The organism is Kribbella sp. NPDC055071, assembly GCF_053608045.1.
Genome location: NZ_JBSGUS010000007.1, coordinates 133,658 through 150,313, shown reverse-complemented (window position 1 = coordinate 150,313; position 16,656 = coordinate 133,658). Strand labels below are relative to the sequence as shown.

Here is a 16,656-nt window from a genome sequence, read left to right as displayed (position 1 = left end):
TCGTCTAGGTCCCGGTCAGGCTTCGTCGTGGTCAGGCTCGGGCCTCGGCGAGCACCGGCTCGACCTCTGCGAGGGTGCGCTCGACCCAGGTGAGGTCGACCGGACGGCCGCCGGCCACGACTCCGATCGGGCGGCGAAGGACCGCCAGACCCTGCCGCGGATCCTGCTCGACCATCACCAGATCAGCCCGGGCCCCGATACTCAAGATGCCGACCGGGGCGTCCTCGCCGACACGGCGAACCAGCGTTCCGGCGGTCACCGTGGCGGCGCGCAGCGCTTCGGTCGCGCTCATGCCGCGGTCGGCGTACATGATCAGCTCGTCGAGCAGACCACCGATCGGGTTGAGCGCCGTACCGGCATCTGTGCCCGCCGCGATCGTGACACCGGCCGCGATCGCCTTGGCGGTACTCGCCTGATAGATCTCGCGGGCCTTCAAACTCTTCGCGACCGTGGCGGCCGGGATACCGATCCCCTCGGCGATCGGGTTCAGCGCGGTCACGGTCGGCACCAACGTCACCCCGGAGTCGATCATCTGCTGGTGGTTGTCGTCGTCGGCGAACGCGGCGTGCTCGATGGTGTCGACGCCGGCCGCGATCGCGTTCGTGATGCCCTGCGGCGCGTGGGCATGGGCAGCGACCAGGACGCCCGCCTTGTGGGCCTCCTCGATACCGGCCGCGAGCTCCGGGATCCCGAGCTGCGGTACGCCCGGGTTGCCGGGCGTCGAGATCCCGCCCGTCGCCATCAGCTTCACCACGCCGGCACCGGCTGCCAGCTGTTCGCGGACAGCCAGCCGCACCTCGTCCGGCCCATCGGCGATCCGTCCGTAGTCCGCGCAGTGCCCGCCGGTCATCGTGATCGGCCGGCCCGCCGCGACGACGCGCGGGCCGAGCAGCTCACCCGAGTTCACCTGCGCGGCGTAGTGCAAAGTCATCCGGTCGGCCGAGCCGAGATCGCGGACCGACGTGATGCCGGCCCGAAGCGCCAGCAACCCGTTGTGGAAACAGGTCATCGAGCGGACGAACGGCGTACGGTCCCAGTGCAGGTACGGCGCCGGATGGGCGGCGAGGTCGAAGTGGACGTGACAGTCGATCAGCCCGGGCAGCACGAAGGCGCCATGCAGCTCGACCTCCGTGGTCCCGTCCGCCGGCACCTGCTCGGCGGTCAGCTCGGTGATCACACCGTCGCGCACCACCAGCGATCCGAACGGCTCCGCCCTCAACTCCTCGCCGGTCAGGGCGATCCCGTTCCTCAGGATCAGATCAGCCATCGGGCTCATGCACTCGCCTTCCTGTTGCCCACGGCAACCTTCCATGCGGATTCGATGTCGCCCGCGGGCGCGAGGTCGAAGCGATGCCGCATCAGCAGCATCGACGCGTCGTGCTGGGCCGGGTCGTCGCTGCCGACGCAGTCCTCGACGATGACCGCGTAGTAGTCGTTGAACAGTGCGTCGCGTGCGGTCGACTCGACGCAGCCCTCCGTCGTACACCCGGTGACCACGACGGTCTCGATGCCGTTGCTGCGCAGCAGCAGGTCGAGGCTGGTGCCCCAGAACCCACTCGACCGCCACTTCGGTACGACGAGCTCGCCGGGCAGTGGAGCGAGTTCGGCGACGACGTCATGACCGGCATCGCCGTACTCGGTGAAGCGGAACCGGCCGCCGGTGATGTCGCCCTGCCGTTGCAGGCGGAGGTTGAACCTCAGTTGCGCGGGCGACTCGCTCATCCCGTCGGGCAAGGACGTCATCTGCACATGCACGACCAGCACCCCGGCCGAACGCGCTGCCCCCAGCAGCGCCGCGATCCTGGCCCGCACCGGCGGATACATCGACAGGTCCAGACCGAGCCGGTCGAACGCGAAACCCGGCTCGACGAAGTCCCGTTGCATGTCGATGATCACCAGCGCGGCCCGGGACGGATCCACCAGCTCGGGCAGTTCCGTGAGGACCTGCTTGCCGGCGATCTCGATCACTGGAACGACGCCGTGTGGTAGTAGGAGTACCCGGTCGGACCGAAGTGCAGGCCGGCGAGGTTCGCCGTACCGGAGTACACACCGCTGACGTTCCACAGCGGCAGGAAGATCGCGTCGTCCATCAACGTGGTGGTGATCTTCTCGTACGCCGCGGTCCGCGCGGCCGCGTCGACGACGGCGTTCGCCTTCGGGATGGCGGCGTCGATCGCGGGGTTGCTGTAGTGCGCCCAGTTGAAGCCCGCCTTGATCTGGTTGCTGTTGACGAGGTTGTTCAGCAGGAACGGATCGACGTCGTAGTAGAAGATCGCGGACAGGTTCTGGACGCCCTGGTTGTACGACGCGGCCGCGGTGGTGAACGGCTGCGACTTGGTGGTCGAGGTGAAACCGACCTCCTTGAGCGCGTTCACGACGTACTGGGTGGGCAGGTCGAACCCGTTCGCACTCTGGATCAGGATGTCCAGGGACAGCTTTTGGCCGCCCTTGGTCCGGGTACCATCCGGGCCGGCCACCCAGCCCGCCTCTTCCAGCAGGCTCTTCGCCTTGGCCGGGTTATAGGCGTACATGGTGTCGTTGGCCTTCACATAGCCCGGGGTGCTCGGAGTCAGCACGTTGTACGCCGGTGTGAACGCACCCCGCAGTACGGTCTCGTTCAGCTTCTTCTGGTCGACCGCGTAGAGGATGGCCTGGCGGACCTTGAGGTCGTTCGTCGGACCCTTCTCGACGTTGATCGGGAAGCCGTACGGCTGGCCGGTCGACGGCATGTCGTAGTGCTTGAACTGCGCGGTCTTCTTGATCGTGGCGATCGTGTCGGGGTCGAGGTTCATCGCCATCTGGACCTGGCCGGCGCGCAGCGCGTTGTAGCGGGCGTTGGTGTCGAGCAGGATCTTGAAGCTCAGCTTCTCCAGCTTCGGGGCACCGGCCGGGCCGAAGGCCTCGGGACCCCACGCGTACTTCGGGTTCTTCGCCAACCCGACGTGGTCCTGGGCTACGTAGTCGACGAACGTGAACGGGCCGGTCCCGGTCGGGTGGGAGGCGATGTCGGTGCCGTACTTCTTCAGCGCGGCCGGCGACTGGATGCCGAAGATGATGCCGGTCATCTCGTGCTCGAAGGCCGCGTTCGGTTGGCTGAAGACCACCTTCGCCGTGTACTGGTCCACGACCACGGTCTCCTGGTACGGACCCAGCGCGCCCCGGGCCGAGCGGGACTTGGTCGCGGGGTCGGCGATGTGATCGAACGTCGCCTTGACCGCGTTCGCGTCGAAGTGCGTGCCGTCGTGGAAGTCGACGTCCTCGCGCAGCGTGAACGTGTACGTCATCGCGTCCTTCGAAACCTGGTAGCTCTTGGCCAGGCCCGGGTGGAAGACGTTCTTGCCCGAGCTGTCCGGCAACCACCAGACCAGCGGGTCGTAGATGTGCGAGATGATCATCGACACCATCGCCAGCCCGGTGGCGGCCGGGTCGAGCGAGTCCGGCTCCTGGTAGATGCCGACCGTCAGGTTGGTGGTCTTCGCGCCCGATCCGGCGCCGGATGCATTGCCCTGGCAGGCCGCCAGCACCGAGCTTCCGCCGAGCGCGACCAGGCCGGCCGCCCCCGCCTTCAGCAGGCTGCGACGGCTGAACAGTGCTCGCTGGTTCAAGGGTGGGACAGCGTTCGCGAGTGGGACAGTTGGTTCGAGGCTCACGAGTGACTCCTTCTACTTTCCTGATCTGCTGTTTGCGCTCCGAGCCGCTCGAGCGACCGGACGGCCAGCTCGGCGTGGAGCAGTGCGCCCCGAGTCAGCACGGCGTCGTCGAACCGCGCCAACGGACTGTGGTTGCTGGGCGCGTTCACCAGGTCCTCGGTCATCGAGGCGCCGAGCATCAGGTAGCTGCCGGGGACGGCGGCCAGCACCCGGGAGAAGTCCTCGGAGCCGGGCTCCGGGAACTCCATCGCAACGAACTGATCCGGGCCGAACACGTCGGCGACGACGTCCGCGACGAAAGCCGCGTGGCGTGGATCGTTGACGGTCGCCGGGTATTCGCGCACAAGCTCGACGTCGACGTCGAGCCCGTGCACCTGGGCAACGCCCTCGCACACCGCGGTCGCCAGCCCGCCGATCGCGTCGCCGGTGGCGGCCGAGAACGTCCGGACCGTCGCCTGGAACTCCGCGGTGTCGGGGATGATGTTGGCCGCCGTACCACCCGAGACCGTTCCGACCGTGACGACGACCGGGTCGAACACGTCGAACCGCCGGGTCACCATCGTCTGCAGCGCGGTGATCATCTCGGCCGCGGCTGCGATCGGATCGCGGGCCGAGTGCGGCGACGAGCCATGCCCGCCGCGGCCGCGGACCGTCACCTTGAGCTTGCTGCTCGACGACATCATCGTGTTGCCGCGCGTGGTGAACACACCGTTGGGTGTCTTGTTCGACCGCACGTGCATGCCGTACGCCGCGCTCACAGTCGGGCCGGCCGCGGTCAGGACACCCTCGCCGATCATCGTGCCGGCGCCGTCGTACCCCTCCTCGCCGGGCTGGAACATGAACACGATGTCGCCGGCGAGCGAGTCGCGCTGTTCGGCGAGCAGCCGGGCGGCGCCGACGAGCATCGCCATGTGCAGGTCGTGACCGCAGGCGTGCATGGCTCCGTCGATCTCGCTGCTGAACGGTTCGCCGCTGCGCTCCTGCACCGGCAGCGCGTCCATGTCGGCCCGCAGCAGCACCGCGGTGCCGGTACTGCGACCGCCGCGCAGGACGCCGGTGATCGACGTGATGGTCTTGCCGGGTGTGATCTCGAGACCGAGGTCCCCGAGCGCCTCGAGCAGCGTCTCCTGGGTCATCGGCAGCTGCAGCCCGATCTCCGGACGCCGGTGCAGTTGGTGCCGGAGCTGGGTCAGCTCCGGGCCCAGCTCGGCGACGTCGGAACCGAGGGTGCCGCTGATCGTCATGCCTTCTCCTTGCCTCGGGGGAGTTGGCTTCAAGCTAAGATCACGTCTGTTACATTGTCGTTTCGTGCTTGATTTCATTCACGATCGGGGATTTTGTGAAGGAATCCACTATTCTCAGTCCTGACGACCGGGAGCTCATCGGAGCCCTCCAGGTCGGTCCGCGGACACCGTGGACCGATATCGGCGAGGCCCTTGGGATCAGCGGGATCACGGCCGCGCGCCGCTGGGAGCGGATCAGCGCGAGTGGGGTCGCGTGGGTGACAGCAGCACCCGGGATGAGCCGGCGCGCGGAGCAGTGCGTCGCCTATGTGGAGGTCGACTGCCTGCCGGGCAAACGGATCGAGGTGGCGGCCGAGCTCTCGCGACACGAGCTGGTCGTGACCGTCGAGATCACCACCGGCACCGCGGACATCCTGCTCACCATCGCGGCCGCGAACCTGCAGATGCTGTCGCACTACCTGCTCGACCACCTCGGCGCGATGGAGAACGTGTTGAGGAGCAGGGCGCGGATCGCCACCCAGATCTACACCGAGGGATCCCGCTGGCGGCTGGTCGACCTGTCCGAGGACGCGCTCCGCGTGCTCGAGCGGTCCCGGCCGAAGCCCGGTCCGGCCGGCGCCGACGCCGCGATCACGATGACGCCTGACGTGCAGCGCCTCGCGGGTCTGCTGACCGTCGACGGGCGAGCGTCGTACGCCGAGCTCGCGGCCGCAACCGACCTCAGCCCGACGACCGTGCGCCGACATGTCGCCGGTCTTTTGCGCAGCGGCATGCTCCTCCCGCGGACCGACCTGGCGGCGGAGCTGTCGGGGTCTCCGGTGCAGGTCTACCTCTGGGCCGACGCACCCGTCGAAGGGCTACCGGGGACAGCCCGGACGATCTCGCAGATCCGGCAGGTGCGGCTGTGCGCGACAGTGTCGTCGGCGCCGAGCATGCTGCTGTGCGCGTGGCTGCAGACGGTCGAGGAGGTCCACCGGCTCGAGCTGGCGATCGCCAGCCGGCTTCCGCAGGTCCGCATCATCGACCGCCTGGTCGTGCTGCGGACGGTGAAGCGGATGGGACGCCTGCTGGACACCAACGGGCGTTCCGTCGGCGTCGTGCCGATCAACATCTGGGACGACCGCTTGGATCACCCGAAAGCTCCGGAGGGAGGCTGAAGATATCCGCCACAACGGGCTCACCTCCGAAGCATGCGACCGCCCGGATTCCCGTGATCGAAGGATGACTGGAAATCTGGGCGTGACAATGCGGGGCTACAAAATCTTCTATGTCCTTCGTACTCCGCCGCTTGCTCGCCTCGATCCCTGTGATCGTCGGCGTCACGATCATCGCGTTCGTGCTGATCCACCTGGTCCCCGGCGATCCGGCGCAGACCATGTTGTTCGGCTCCAACGCGACCCCGGAGCAGATCGACCAGCTGCGTGACCAGCTCGGTCTGACCCAGCCACTGTGGCAGCAGTACTTCACCTTCGCCGGTGATCTGCTGCACGGTGATCTCGGGACCTCCTACGTCACCCACAACTCGGTCGCCTACGAGCTCGTCTCCCGGACGCCGAGCACTCTCGCGCTCACCGGTACGGCGATGCTGGTGGCCGTCGTCATCGGCGTACCACTGGGGCTGGTGGCCGGTCTGCGGCCGAACTCCTGGCTCGACACCATCGCCCGGTTCGTGTCGTTCCTCGGTGTCGCCGTTCCGTACTTCTTCCTGGCCCTGCTGCTGGTGCTGGTCTTCGCGTTCCACCTCAACTGGTTGCCGGCGATCGACACCGGCAGCTCCAGCGGACTGGTACTGCCGGCGATCTCACTGGGCTGGGGGTACGCCGCCATCCTCACCCGGCTGATCCGCGGTCGGGTGATCGACGAGTACCGCAGCGACTACGTGAAGTCGGCGCGCGGCCGTGGATGTTCGGAGCTGCGAGTGCTGCTCGCGCACGTGTTCCGCAACTCCTCGGTCCCGGCCGTCACGATGATCGGCCTGCAGTTCGGCAACATCCTCACCGGTGCCGCGGTGACCGAGGTGATCTTCGGCCGGCCGGGCGTCGGTAGCTTCCTGGCCACGTCGATCACGTCGAAGAACATCCCCGTGGTGCAGGGCGCGATCGTGCTGGTCGGCCTCAGCTACATCGTCATCAACCTGGTGGTCGACCTGGTGGTCGGCGCCATCGATCCGCGCACGCAACTGAGCACCGCATCATGACCGCCCGCCGAACCGTCATCTCGGCCGTGATGCTGATCGTCCTGGTCGGCTTCGTGCTGTTGCTCCTGTATCCGGGCCTGCTGGCGCACACGAGTCCGTTGAGCAACGGCGACGACTCGCTCGCGGCACCCGGCGGCACCCACCTGTTCGGCACCGACCAACTCGGGCGGGACATCTACAGCCGGGTGATCTTCGGTGCCCGGCCGGTGCTGGCCGCCAGCCTCGGCGGCGTGCTGCTCGCGACGCTCATCGGGGTGACCATCGGCCTGATCGGCGGGATGGCGCCGCGGGCGATCAGCGTGCTGGTGATGCGGGTGGTCGACGTACTGCTCGCTCTGCCGGTGCTGCTGATCGCGCTGATCCTGATCGCGACCATCGGGGCCGGGGTGAAGAGCATCATCCTGGCGCTGGGCGTCGCCTACACGCCGGGCTTCGCGCGGATCGTCGAGTCGTCGGTGCGCAAGCTGCGCTCGATCGAGTACGTCCAGGCCGCCAAGATCTTCGGCTCGTCCGGTCTGCGCACCGCCGTACGGCACCTGCTGCCCAACCTCGTCACCGAGGTCGTGGTGATGGTCAGCAGCGCCATCGGCTGGGCCGTCCTGACCGCAACCACCCTGAGCTTCCTGGGCCTCGGCGTACAGCTGCCGAACCCGGACTGGGGCAGCGACCTCGCCGCCGGCGCCACCAGCCTGTCCACCGCCTGGTGGTTGTCCACCTTCCCCGGCCTGGCGATCACGGTCACGATCCTGGTCGCCAACTTCGCCGGGGACTGGGTGATGACGCTGCTCGACCCCGGCGGACGACGGACGTGGACGAGGTTCCGCGCGTTCCGCGGCCTTCGTACCAGCCTGCCCGCAGCCGCACCCGATCAGACACCGGCCGATGCGAACCGTCGTACGACGGCCAGTGAGGAGCAAGCATGACCGCACCATCCACCGTCGTCCCGGCCCCACCCGGCGACCTCGGCGAGACGGTCCTCAGCATCCGCGACCTCCGGGTCGAGATCCGCACCTCGAACGGCGTGGTGCGGCCGGTGGACGGCGTCACCTTCTCGGTCCGGGCGGGCGAGACCGTCGGTCTGGTCGGCGAGTCCGGTTCGGGCAAGACGATGACCGGCATGTCGGTGCTGCGGCTGTTGCCCGAGGGTGGCTCGATCGTTGGTGGCTCCATCGAATTCGGCGGACGGGAGCTGACCACGCTCAGTCCGAACGAGCTCCGCCGGCTGCGGGGCAACGACATCGCTGCCGTCTTCCAGGATCCGATGACGTCGCTCAACCCCACGCGCACGATCGGCAGTCAGCTCCGGGAGGCGTACCGCATCCATCGGCCCGGGACCTCGGTCGCCGAGGCCAACCGGCGCGCGGAGGAGGTGCTCGCCCTGGTCCGGATGCCGTCGCCGAAGGAACGGCTGCGGGACTACCCGCACCAGTTGTCCGGTGGCATGCGGCAGCGGGCGATGATCGCGATCGCGTTGCTGTGCGAACCGCGGCTGCTGATCGCGGACGAACCGACCACCGCGCTCGACGTCTCCATCCAGGCGCAGATCCTGGAACTGCTCGACGAGCTGAAGAACCGGCTGGGCATGGGCATCATCCTGGTCACGCACGACCTGGGCGTGATCGCCCGCCACGCCGACAAGGTCGCGGTCATGTACGGCGGCCGGATCGTCGAGGAAGCACCGACCACCGAGCTGTTCGCGGCTCCCCGGCATCGCTACACCCAGGCGCTGTTCGAGTCGATGCCGACGATGGAGCTCGACTCGCGCCGCCCGCTGGCCTCGATCCCGGGGATGCCCCCACAGCTGATCGGGCTGCCGCCGATGTGCCGCTTCGCGCCTCGGTGCCGGTTCGCGACCGACGAGTGCCGGACCAAGGACCCCGAGTCCGTGCAGGTGGCGGCCGGTCACACCCATTCCTGCTTCCACCCCCGGCCGACCGGAGCCACCGACGAACACCTGTACGTCGACGAGCCGGTCGAGCCCCGATCGGACCGGAAGCCGGGCCGGCCGCTGGTGATGCTCGAATCGGTCGTGAAGCAGTTCCGGATCAAGAGTCCCGAGGCGTTCCGGCCCCGGCGGGTGCTGCATGCGGTGTCGGACGTCAGCCTCGAGGTGCTCGAGGGCGAGACGCTGGGGATCGTCGGCGAGTCCGGTTCGGGCAAGACGACGGTCGGCCGGATGATCGTCGGACTCGAACAGCCCACCAGCGGCGAGGTCCGGTTCGACGGCCGGGACATCAACCGGCTGACCCGGGCCGGGCAACGAGCCCGGGCGGGCAACCTCCAGCTGATGTTCCAGGACTCCGCGGCCGCGCTCGACCCGCGGATGAACGTCGCCGACCTGATCGCGGAGCCGCTGGCCGTCCAGCACATCGGAGGGCGGAGCGAACGGCGGGCCAAGGTGATGGAGCTGATCGACGCCGTCGGCCTGCCCCGGACGGCGGCCGAGCGACGGGCGTACGAGTTCTCCGGTGGTCAGCGCCAGCGGATCGCGATGGCGCGAGCGCTCGTGCTGCGGCCCAAGGTCGTGGTCGCCGACGAACCGGTGTCGGCCCTCGACGTCTCCATCCAGGCACAGATCCTGAACCTGATGCGCTCACTGCAGACGGCGTACTCCCTCACGTACGTGGTGATCTCGCACGACCTGTCCCTGCTCCGGTACCTGTCCGACCGGATCGGCGTCATGTATCTGGGCAAGCTGGTCGAGCTAGGACCGAGCGCCGAGGTGTACGCGGCCCCGCGGCATCCGTACACGGCCGGCCTGATCGCGTCCGTCCCGATCCCCGATCCGCGTCGGCGCGGCGAGCAACAGAAGGCTGGTCTGTCCGGAGAGATCGTTTCGGCGATCGATCCGCCCTCCGGCTGCCGGTTCCGCACCCGCTGCCCGTTCGCCACCGAACTGTGCGCCCAGGAGGAGCCGACCCTCGACCGCCGAGACGGCCCCCACGCCGTCGCCTGCCACTACCCCCTCGCCGCAACCTGACAAATTCACGGATCCGAGGACGGGCGAGCGGGTGCCTCGAACGTCGAGGATCGGGTGGCGCCGCGCAGGGCGGCGCCTTCCGTGTCCGCGCTGCGGGTGAGCGTGAGATCGGTGCCGAGGCCCTCGCGCAGCGGCGTCGACACCAGTTCCCAGGCGGCGGTGATGCCGCCCCCGAGGACGACAACAGTCGCCGCGAACCGGCGTACCCAGGGCGCGAGGGCGAGGCCGAGCTGACCGTAGGCGCGCTCGATGCACCTGCTCGCGTCGGGGTCGCCCTCGGTGGCTCGGGTGACCACGTCGGCGACATTCGTGCACACGCCACCGCTCGCGCGGTAGGCCGCCACGATCGCGCGGGTCGAGACCACGTCCTCCAGTGGGGCGCCATCGATCGTCAGCAGGTCGGCGCGACCTTCCGGCGGGACGGTCGAGCCCGTGGTCACGGGTTGGCCGGCGGCCAGGAACGACGAGCCGACACCTGTGCCCAGCGTGATGCCGATCGCCCTGTCGTGGCCCTGTGCCGCGCCCCACGTCCACTCGCCGACGACGAACGCGACCGCGTCGTTCACGAAGTGGATCTCGCTCGCGGCCAGGGCGACCCGCAGCGCGGTACCGACGTCGAAGCCGTTGAGTGCGGCGAACTTACCGACGTCGTGGAAGCGACCGATTCCGGTGGCGTAGTCGAACGGGCCGGGGATCGCGACGCCCCAGGCCACGCCGGGGCCGGGGGCCAGTTCGTTGGCTGCGGCGGCGATCGTGGACAGCAGTACCGAGGCCCCGGCGTCGCCATCGAGCGGCCGGCGGACGCGTCGACCCACTGCGCCGGTGACCGGGTCGACCAGCGCCGCGGTGACGTGCGAGCCGCCGATCTCCAACGCCGGCGCGGAGTTCATCCCTGGGCCGGCCGGGGGTAGTCGATCACCCGGGTCGGGATGATGACCTGCTGGCGGCCGATCTTGGTCGGGCCGGTGTCCTCGATGCGCTCGAACAGCAGCCGGGCGGCCTCGCGGCCGACATCGGCCGCGTCGTAGGAGACCACGGACAGTGGCAGTTGCAACAGGTCCGCGAGTTCGATGTCGTCGAAACCGGCCAATGCCACCGGCGTCGGACTGTGCCGCAGGATCCGCAGGGCGCCGACCGTGTTGCGGTTGTTGGCGGTCAGCAACGCGGTCGGCGGTGCAGGCAGCGCGAGCATGCGGCGGGTGGCCTGCTCGGCCAGCTCGATGTCGCCGCGGTGTCTGCTGACGTACTGCTCGTCGACGGTCAGGCCGGCGTCTTCCATGGCCGCCGCGTAGCCGCGGAAACGTTCGGAGCCTGTCCACAGTGACGGCGGCAGCCCGAGAAAGCCGATTCGTTCGTGCCCGCGCGCGATGAGCCTTCGGCAGGCTTCGTACGTGCCGTTGAAGTCGTCGACGAAGACGCAGTCCACGTCGATGCCGCGGGGAGGGGTGGCAGCCAGTACGACGGGCGCGCCCTCGAACTCGGCGGGATCCAGATGACTGTGGTCGTTGCCCGCCGGTACGACGATCAGGCCGGAGATCCGTCTGGCCGCCATGTCCATCACCAGTTCGCGTTCCCGGTCCGGATCTCCGTTGGTGCTGGCGACGAGGACACCGACGCCGTGTTTGGTGGCGACCTCCTCCACCCCGACGGCGAGCTGTGAGTAGAACGGGTTGGCGAGGTTCGTGACGACGAGGCCGACCAGTTCGTGTGCGGAGCCGGTGCGGAACTGCCTGGCGAGGTCGTTGCGGCGGTAGCCGATCGCTTCGACCTCCGCGAGCACCCGTTGCCGCGTGGGTTCGGCGATTCCACTGTCACCGCGCAGGGCGCGCGACACCGTCATCGCGCTCACCCCGAGCCGGGCGGCGACGTCGCGCATCGTCACCCCGGACGGGCGCTCCGGCTTGGCCTTCGTCATATCCGCGTCACGTTCGCTTTCACCACCCGCGCCGGGAGGTCGCCGAGACCTCGCACCGTGTACCGACCGACCGAGGCCGGTACGACGATCGTCTCGGCGTAGCCCAGCTGATGTTCGTCGCCGTTGTCGGTAAGCAGTATCACGCGTTCGCCGTCGACCACGTTCAGCACGTGGAACCGGCCCTCGGTGTCCTGCTCGGCGGTCGCGCCGGGGTCGACCTGCAACCGCCGTACCTCGAAGAACATCTCCGGCAGTGCGCCGATCAGCTCCTCGTGCCAGCCGTCGCCGCCGGCGATCCGGCGAGGGGACTGAACGAGTTGCTCCGCCACCGCCGCGCCCGCGCGATCCGGATCGAGATTGCGGAACGCGTGGTCGACGTGCACCGGGCGCTGCCGGTCCGCGCTGTCGCGCCGCAACCAGTCGTAGAACCGCAGCGAGTACAGGTACGGCGTCGCGCTGACCTCCAGTACGACGTTGCCGCGGCCGCTGCCGTGTGGGGTGCCGCCTGGAATGAGGAACAGCTGATGCGGGGTCGCCGGGAAGGTCTGCACGAACTGCTTGATGTCGAACTCGACGGCGTCGTTGTTCGCCCGCCGGGCCGCCTGTTGGAACTCCTCGACGGACGCGCCCTCCCGCAGCCCGAGGAACACCGTCTGCTCCTCGCTGCCGACCATCAGGTAATAGGTCTCGTGCTGGGTGTAGGGCCAGCCGAAGACCTCCCGCATGTAGGTCGGCTGTGGGTGGCAGTGCACGGACAGGTTCCCGCCGTCGACGGTGTCGAGGTAGTCGAACCGGATGGGGAACGACGTGCCGAACCGGTCATGGACCTCCGCGCCCAGCACGTCGACCGGCGCGAGCGCCACGACCAGCTGGAACGGGACCTCGACGCTGACCTCCGGCGTCTCACCGACCAGTACGCCGCTCTCCGGGGCGATCAGCTCGTAGCCGAGTGCGCTGTTCTCGGCATCGGGGTTGTGCCCGAGCTCTCGGCGGCCCCACTGGCCGCCCCACGGAGTGGTGTTGAACGTGGGGCGCGTGCGGTGCGGTCGCCGGGCGAGCGCGGCGCAGGTGGCGCGGAGTGTCAGACCGTCCAGCCAGGTCGGGTTCTCCACGTGGCGGGTGTCGAGCCACAGGTCGAACCGGCCGACGAGCGCGTCGCGATGCCGGTCGAGCAGCGGCCAGTCCACGTAGAACAGACGCTTCGTGGTCGGTTTCTGGCCGGCGGGGGCCAGTAGATTCCGGCCGGTGCCCGCGACCACGGCCGCCTCCGCAAACCGCTTGGGCAAGTCGGCCCACCAGACGATGTCGGGGTCGCCCGCGGCCGCGGCGCCGGGGCCGATGAGTACCCGGACACCTGCGGTCACGGGATCGCCGCGCAGCGCCGCATGATCCAGCAGGTCGGCCAGCGTGCCGGAAGCGATGGCCTCGAAGTCCGGGTCGTCGGCGAGGGTCGCCGACCGGGTGCGCTGCTCCACCTGCTCCCACGGCAGGCCCGCGGCCCGCAGGTCGACCACGTCAACCGGGCCGCGGTCGGCCAGTTCGGCGGCGACCGCCTTGGCCACGTGGTCCCAGTCGAGCACCGCCGGGCCGTCGATCGCCAGCACCCGCGTGCCGGCAGGTAGCGTCGCAACTGCGGCGGCCCAGCCGAGCCGGACCACGCCGGCGACGGGCGGGTAGTGGGGCAGAGGGTCGTAGGCGAACGAGGTCGACACGGTGAGTCACTCTACTTTTCGTTACCGGTAACAGCAAGCTGATCATGGAGTATTGCCTTCAATCTCTGTTACCGATAACGTGCGTCCACCTGGGGCGGACATCGAGGCACGAGGTGGAGCGGATGGACAAGCACGACGGCTGGAAAGACGAGCCAGGGCAGGTGTCACGCCGGACCGTGCTGGCGGCGTCGCTGGCCAGCGCGACAGTCGCGTTCCTGGTGGCGAACGGCGACCGCGCCCTAGCCGCGCCGGCGACGGGGACCGTGCCGGTCGGCAGCGGGCTGACTGTCCGGCCCGCGAGCTTCGGCGCGGTGTTCGTCGGCGTACGGGTACAGCGCTTTGACGTCGTGACCAGCGCCGACTCGATCACCTGGACCGTGCGGGACGTATGGGGTGAGGTCACCCGATCGGGTGCGGCCACCGTGCGCGGCGGCCGGTCTGCGATAGCTTTCGACGCCGGAAACGGCTACCACACGCTGGAAGTTGTGGCGTCCCGGCGCAGCGCGGAGATCGCGCGGCAGAAGAGCGCGTTCGCGGTGCTCGAGCCCTACCGCCTGCCGCACGACTCGCCGTTCGGCGCAAACACCCACCTGCCGCCTGTGAAGTTGCTGCCGCTGATGGTGGCGCTGGGCATCACCTGGGCCCGCGTCGATCTCACCTGGACCGAGATCGAGCCGCCGCCACTCGCGGGCTGGACCCCGGACGTCTACCAGGCGGACGCGACCGTCGAGTTGGACAAGACGGTTGGTCACAGCGGTCGGGCGTCGGTGAAAGTGGTCAACCGTACGCCGATCGCCGCCAACCACTACGCGACGATCTCGCAGGCGCTGACCGTTCGCCCGTCCACGACCTACGTGTTCTCCGCGTGGGTGAAGGGCGAGAACGTGCAGCCGAAGGCGCTGCAGTTCTCTGTGCGGCCGGACTGGGGTTCGCGGGTCGATGCACCGAGCGGGACGTTCGACTGGACGAAGGTGACGTTCCGGTACACCACCGGGCCGGAGTCCGTGCTCACGTTCCGCTTGCTGTCGAGTGATGTGGTCGGTGCGGGCTGGTTGGACGACGTGAGCATCAGTGTCGAGGGTTCGGACGTCAACCTGCTGACCAACCCGGGCTTCGAGCGCGGACTGATCAGCGGCTACAACTTCGACACGTACACGCCGTACCTGAAGGCCCTGGCTCGCAACGGGATCCACCCGCTGCCGATCCTCGACTACGCGAACCCCAAGTACGACGGCGGCCTCACGCCGTACACCGACGCGGGCCGCGCGGCGTTCGCCGCCTACTCGACTGCGGCCATGAAACGGTTCCGTGGGCAGTTCACGGCTGTCGAGGTCTTCAACGAGTTCAACGCCGGCTGGTTCACGACCGGCCCGGCCAGCGGCGATCCGAAGTACTACGCGGCGTTGCTGGAGAGCACCTACACCGCGGTCAAGGCGGTCGATCCGTCGATCGTCGTGGTCGGCGGCGTCACGTACGGAACCGCCATCGACTGGCTCCGAGCGGTGTTCGACGAAGGTGGCATGGCACACCTCGACGTGGTCTCGAACCACCCGTACGTCGGTATCCCGGAGTCGCCGGACGCCATCGACGCGGCCGAGCGGGAGGTCGCCGCACTGATCGAGCAGTACAACGGCGGCAAGCCCAAACCTGTCTGGGTGTCGGAGCTGGGCTGGTCGCTGGGCGACGGGCTCACCGCGGCCGGCTATCTCGTCCGTGGCCTGGTGTTGTCCATGGCCGGCGGCGTCGAGAAGTTCTTCTGGTACGACCTGGTCGGCGACCAGAACTTCGGCCTGCTGAACGAGATCGGCGCGGACACCTACACCCCGCGGCCGGTATATGCCGCCTACGCGGTCGCGATCCGCACACTCTCCGGCCGTAGCCTCCGCGGCCAGGACGTCACCGGTGCCGTCCGGCAGTACTCCTTCTCCGGCCCGGACGGCGACGTCGCGGTCGTATGGAGCACCGACCCGCGCACTGCCGTGGCCTTGCCGACCGACCGGCCGATTGACGTCGTAGACCTGACCGGCGGAAGCACGCGGCTCACCCCGCTCGACGGCAAGGTCCACCTGACCCTCACCGGCTCGCCCGTCTACGTGCGGACGACCGCGAAGGTAGTCCCCAACGGCCGGTTCGATGCCACGGCACCACCGCTGGTCCGTACCGCGGACAAGACGGTCACGCTCACCTACGTCGTGGACAACACCGGGGGAGCGGACTCCGTGGACGCGGTTTTCACCAGCCTGGGCAAGGAAACCCGGGTCACCGCGGGTCGTGGTCAGCGGGTCGAGCGGGCGACCGCCGTACCGATCGCGTCCTTGTCCGCCGGACGCAACACGATTGTCTCGGCGGTATCGGTCGGCAAACGGCAGGTGGCCCGGTTGATGGCGGCGGTGGTCGTGCTCGACGTACCGGACGGGGTGCTGGCGATGGTCGGCGTTCCTGACTGGACCGATCACGAGTTCGCCCTGGCGCCCGGCTCGTACGGCGACTTCGCGGCCAGGTTCCCGAATGATGTCGTCTTCACCGCAGGCGTTGACGATCCGGCGCAGGCGTGGCCCTACATCCACCCTGGGCCGGACGACGGGTGGGCAGGTGGGCGTACGCACCGGTTCACGCTGAACTTCACCCTCGCCACTGCGCCTGCCGCCGACCTGCGGCTCGTCGTGTACCTGCTGGACACGCACAACACCGCGCCCGGCACGGTCGCCATCGGGCTCAACGGCGGTGCGGCGACCACTGTCACGCTGCCGGCCGGCAGCGGCTCGGGGTACGCGAACGGCAGTGCGCTCGATTCGGGTGTCTCCCCGTCACAGTTCACCGTGCCACTGCCTGCCGCGGGTCTGAAAGTCGGCAGCAACACCGTCACGATCGACAAGAGCAGTGGTTCGTGGCTGGTCTACGACGCCGTCGGTATCTACCCGGCATAGCAACTGCAATCCCTACTCTGAAAGGTCTTTG

The 16,656-nt window shown here is 68.8% G+C and carries 12 protein-coding genes; 5 read left to right on the top strand and 7 right to left on the bottom strand.

Annotation, left to right across the window (positions count from 1 at the left end):
* Nucleotides 1-31 precede the first annotated feature (31 nt).
* The 4 genes from ACWF4Z_RS14255 to ACWF4Z_RS14240 are packed head-to-tail and all read right to left on the bottom strand — an operon-like array spanning nucleotide 32 to nucleotide 4,894.
* Nucleotides 32-1,267, bottom strand: a complete 1,236-nt coding sequence (locus ACWF4Z_RS14255) for an amidohydrolase family protein (RefSeq protein ID WP_452243449.1) — start codon at nucleotides 1,265-1,267, stop codon at nucleotides 32-34.
* Between the two features lie 5 nt (nucleotides 1,268-1,272).
* Nucleotides 1,273-1,968 carry a cysteine hydrolase family protein gene (locus ACWF4Z_RS14250; protein WP_452243448.1) on the bottom strand — a complete coding sequence of 232 codons (696 nt, stop codon included), beginning with the start codon at nucleotides 1,966-1,968 and terminating at the stop codon, nucleotides 1,273-1,275.
* Nucleotides 1,965-3,650 carry an ABC transporter substrate-binding protein gene (locus ACWF4Z_RS14245; protein WP_452243447.1) on the bottom strand — a complete coding sequence of 562 codons (1,686 nt, stop codon included), beginning with the start codon at nucleotides 3,648-3,650 and terminating at the stop codon, nucleotides 1,965-1,967. The genes ACWF4Z_RS14250 and ACWF4Z_RS14245 overlap by 4 nt, the downstream gene beginning before the upstream one ends.
* The gene (locus ACWF4Z_RS14240) at nucleotides 3,647-4,894 is read right to left on the bottom strand and encodes a M20 metallopeptidase family protein (protein ID WP_452243446.1); all 1,248 of its coding nucleotides are present in this window, start codon (nucleotides 4,892-4,894) and stop codon (nucleotides 3,647-3,649) included. Before ACWF4Z_RS14240 ends, ACWF4Z_RS14245 begins: the two co-directional genes overlap by 4 nt.
* A gap of 95 nt (nucleotides 4,895-4,989) precedes the next feature.
* Between ACWF4Z_RS14240 and ACWF4Z_RS14235 the strand changes: the two genes are divergently transcribed.
* The 4 genes from ACWF4Z_RS14235 (at nucleotide 4,990) to ACWF4Z_RS14220 (ending at nucleotide 10,071) form a co-directional block, all read left to right on the top strand.
* Nucleotides 4,990-6,051: an Lrp/AsnC family transcriptional regulator gene (locus ACWF4Z_RS14235; protein WP_452243445.1), complete on the top strand. Its 1,062-nt coding sequence runs from the start codon at nucleotides 4,990-4,992 to the stop codon at nucleotides 6,049-6,051.
* 110 nt (nucleotides 6,052-6,161) lie between these two features.
* The gene (locus ACWF4Z_RS14230; protein WP_452243444.1) at nucleotides 6,162-7,091 is read left to right on the top strand and encodes an ABC transporter permease; all 930 of its coding nucleotides are present in this window, start codon (nucleotides 6,162-6,164) and stop codon (nucleotides 7,089-7,091) included.
* Entirely contained in the window at nucleotides 7,088-8,014 is a 927-nt protein-coding gene (locus ACWF4Z_RS14225) for an ABC transporter permease (protein ID WP_452243443.1), read from the top strand. Before ACWF4Z_RS14230 ends, ACWF4Z_RS14225 begins: the two co-directional genes overlap by 4 nt.
* On the top strand, nucleotides 8,011-10,071 hold the full coding sequence (locus tag ACWF4Z_RS14220; RefSeq protein WP_452243442.1) for a dipeptide ABC transporter ATP-binding protein: 2,061 nt from the start codon (nucleotides 8,011-8,013) through the stop codon (nucleotides 10,069-10,071). The genes ACWF4Z_RS14225 and ACWF4Z_RS14220 overlap by 4 nt, the downstream gene beginning before the upstream one ends.
* A 5-nt stretch (nucleotides 10,072-10,076) precedes the next feature.
* Here the strand turns inward: ACWF4Z_RS14220 and ACWF4Z_RS14215 are convergent, their stop codons facing one another.
* Genes ACWF4Z_RS14215 through ACWF4Z_RS14205 form a run of 3 tightly spaced genes read right to left on the bottom strand, consistent with a single transcriptional unit; the run spans nucleotide 10,077 to nucleotide 13,698 of the window.
* A complete protein-coding gene (locus tag ACWF4Z_RS14215; RefSeq protein ID WP_452243441.1) occupies nucleotides 10,077-10,961 on the bottom strand; it encodes an ROK family protein in 885 nt (294 codons plus the stop codon).
* A complete protein-coding gene (locus ACWF4Z_RS14210) occupies nucleotides 10,958-11,986 on the bottom strand; it encodes a LacI family DNA-binding transcriptional regulator (RefSeq protein ID WP_452243440.1) in 1,029 nt (342 codons plus the stop codon). The genes ACWF4Z_RS14215 and ACWF4Z_RS14210 overlap by 4 nt, the downstream gene beginning before the upstream one ends.
* Entirely contained in the window at nucleotides 11,983-13,698 is a 1,716-nt protein-coding gene (locus ACWF4Z_RS14205) for a class I mannose-6-phosphate isomerase (RefSeq protein ID WP_452243439.1), read from the bottom strand. The genes ACWF4Z_RS14210 and ACWF4Z_RS14205 overlap by 4 nt, the downstream gene beginning before the upstream one ends.
* Before the next feature lie 122 nt (nucleotides 13,699-13,820).
* On the opposite strand from ACWF4Z_RS14205, the gene ACWF4Z_RS14200 reads away from it, so the two are divergent.
* A complete protein-coding gene (locus ACWF4Z_RS14200; RefSeq protein ID WP_452243438.1) occupies nucleotides 13,821-16,625 on the top strand; it encodes a carbohydrate binding domain-containing protein in 2,805 nt (934 codons plus the stop codon).
* The last annotated feature ends 31 nt before the right edge of the window (nucleotides 16,626-16,656 follow it).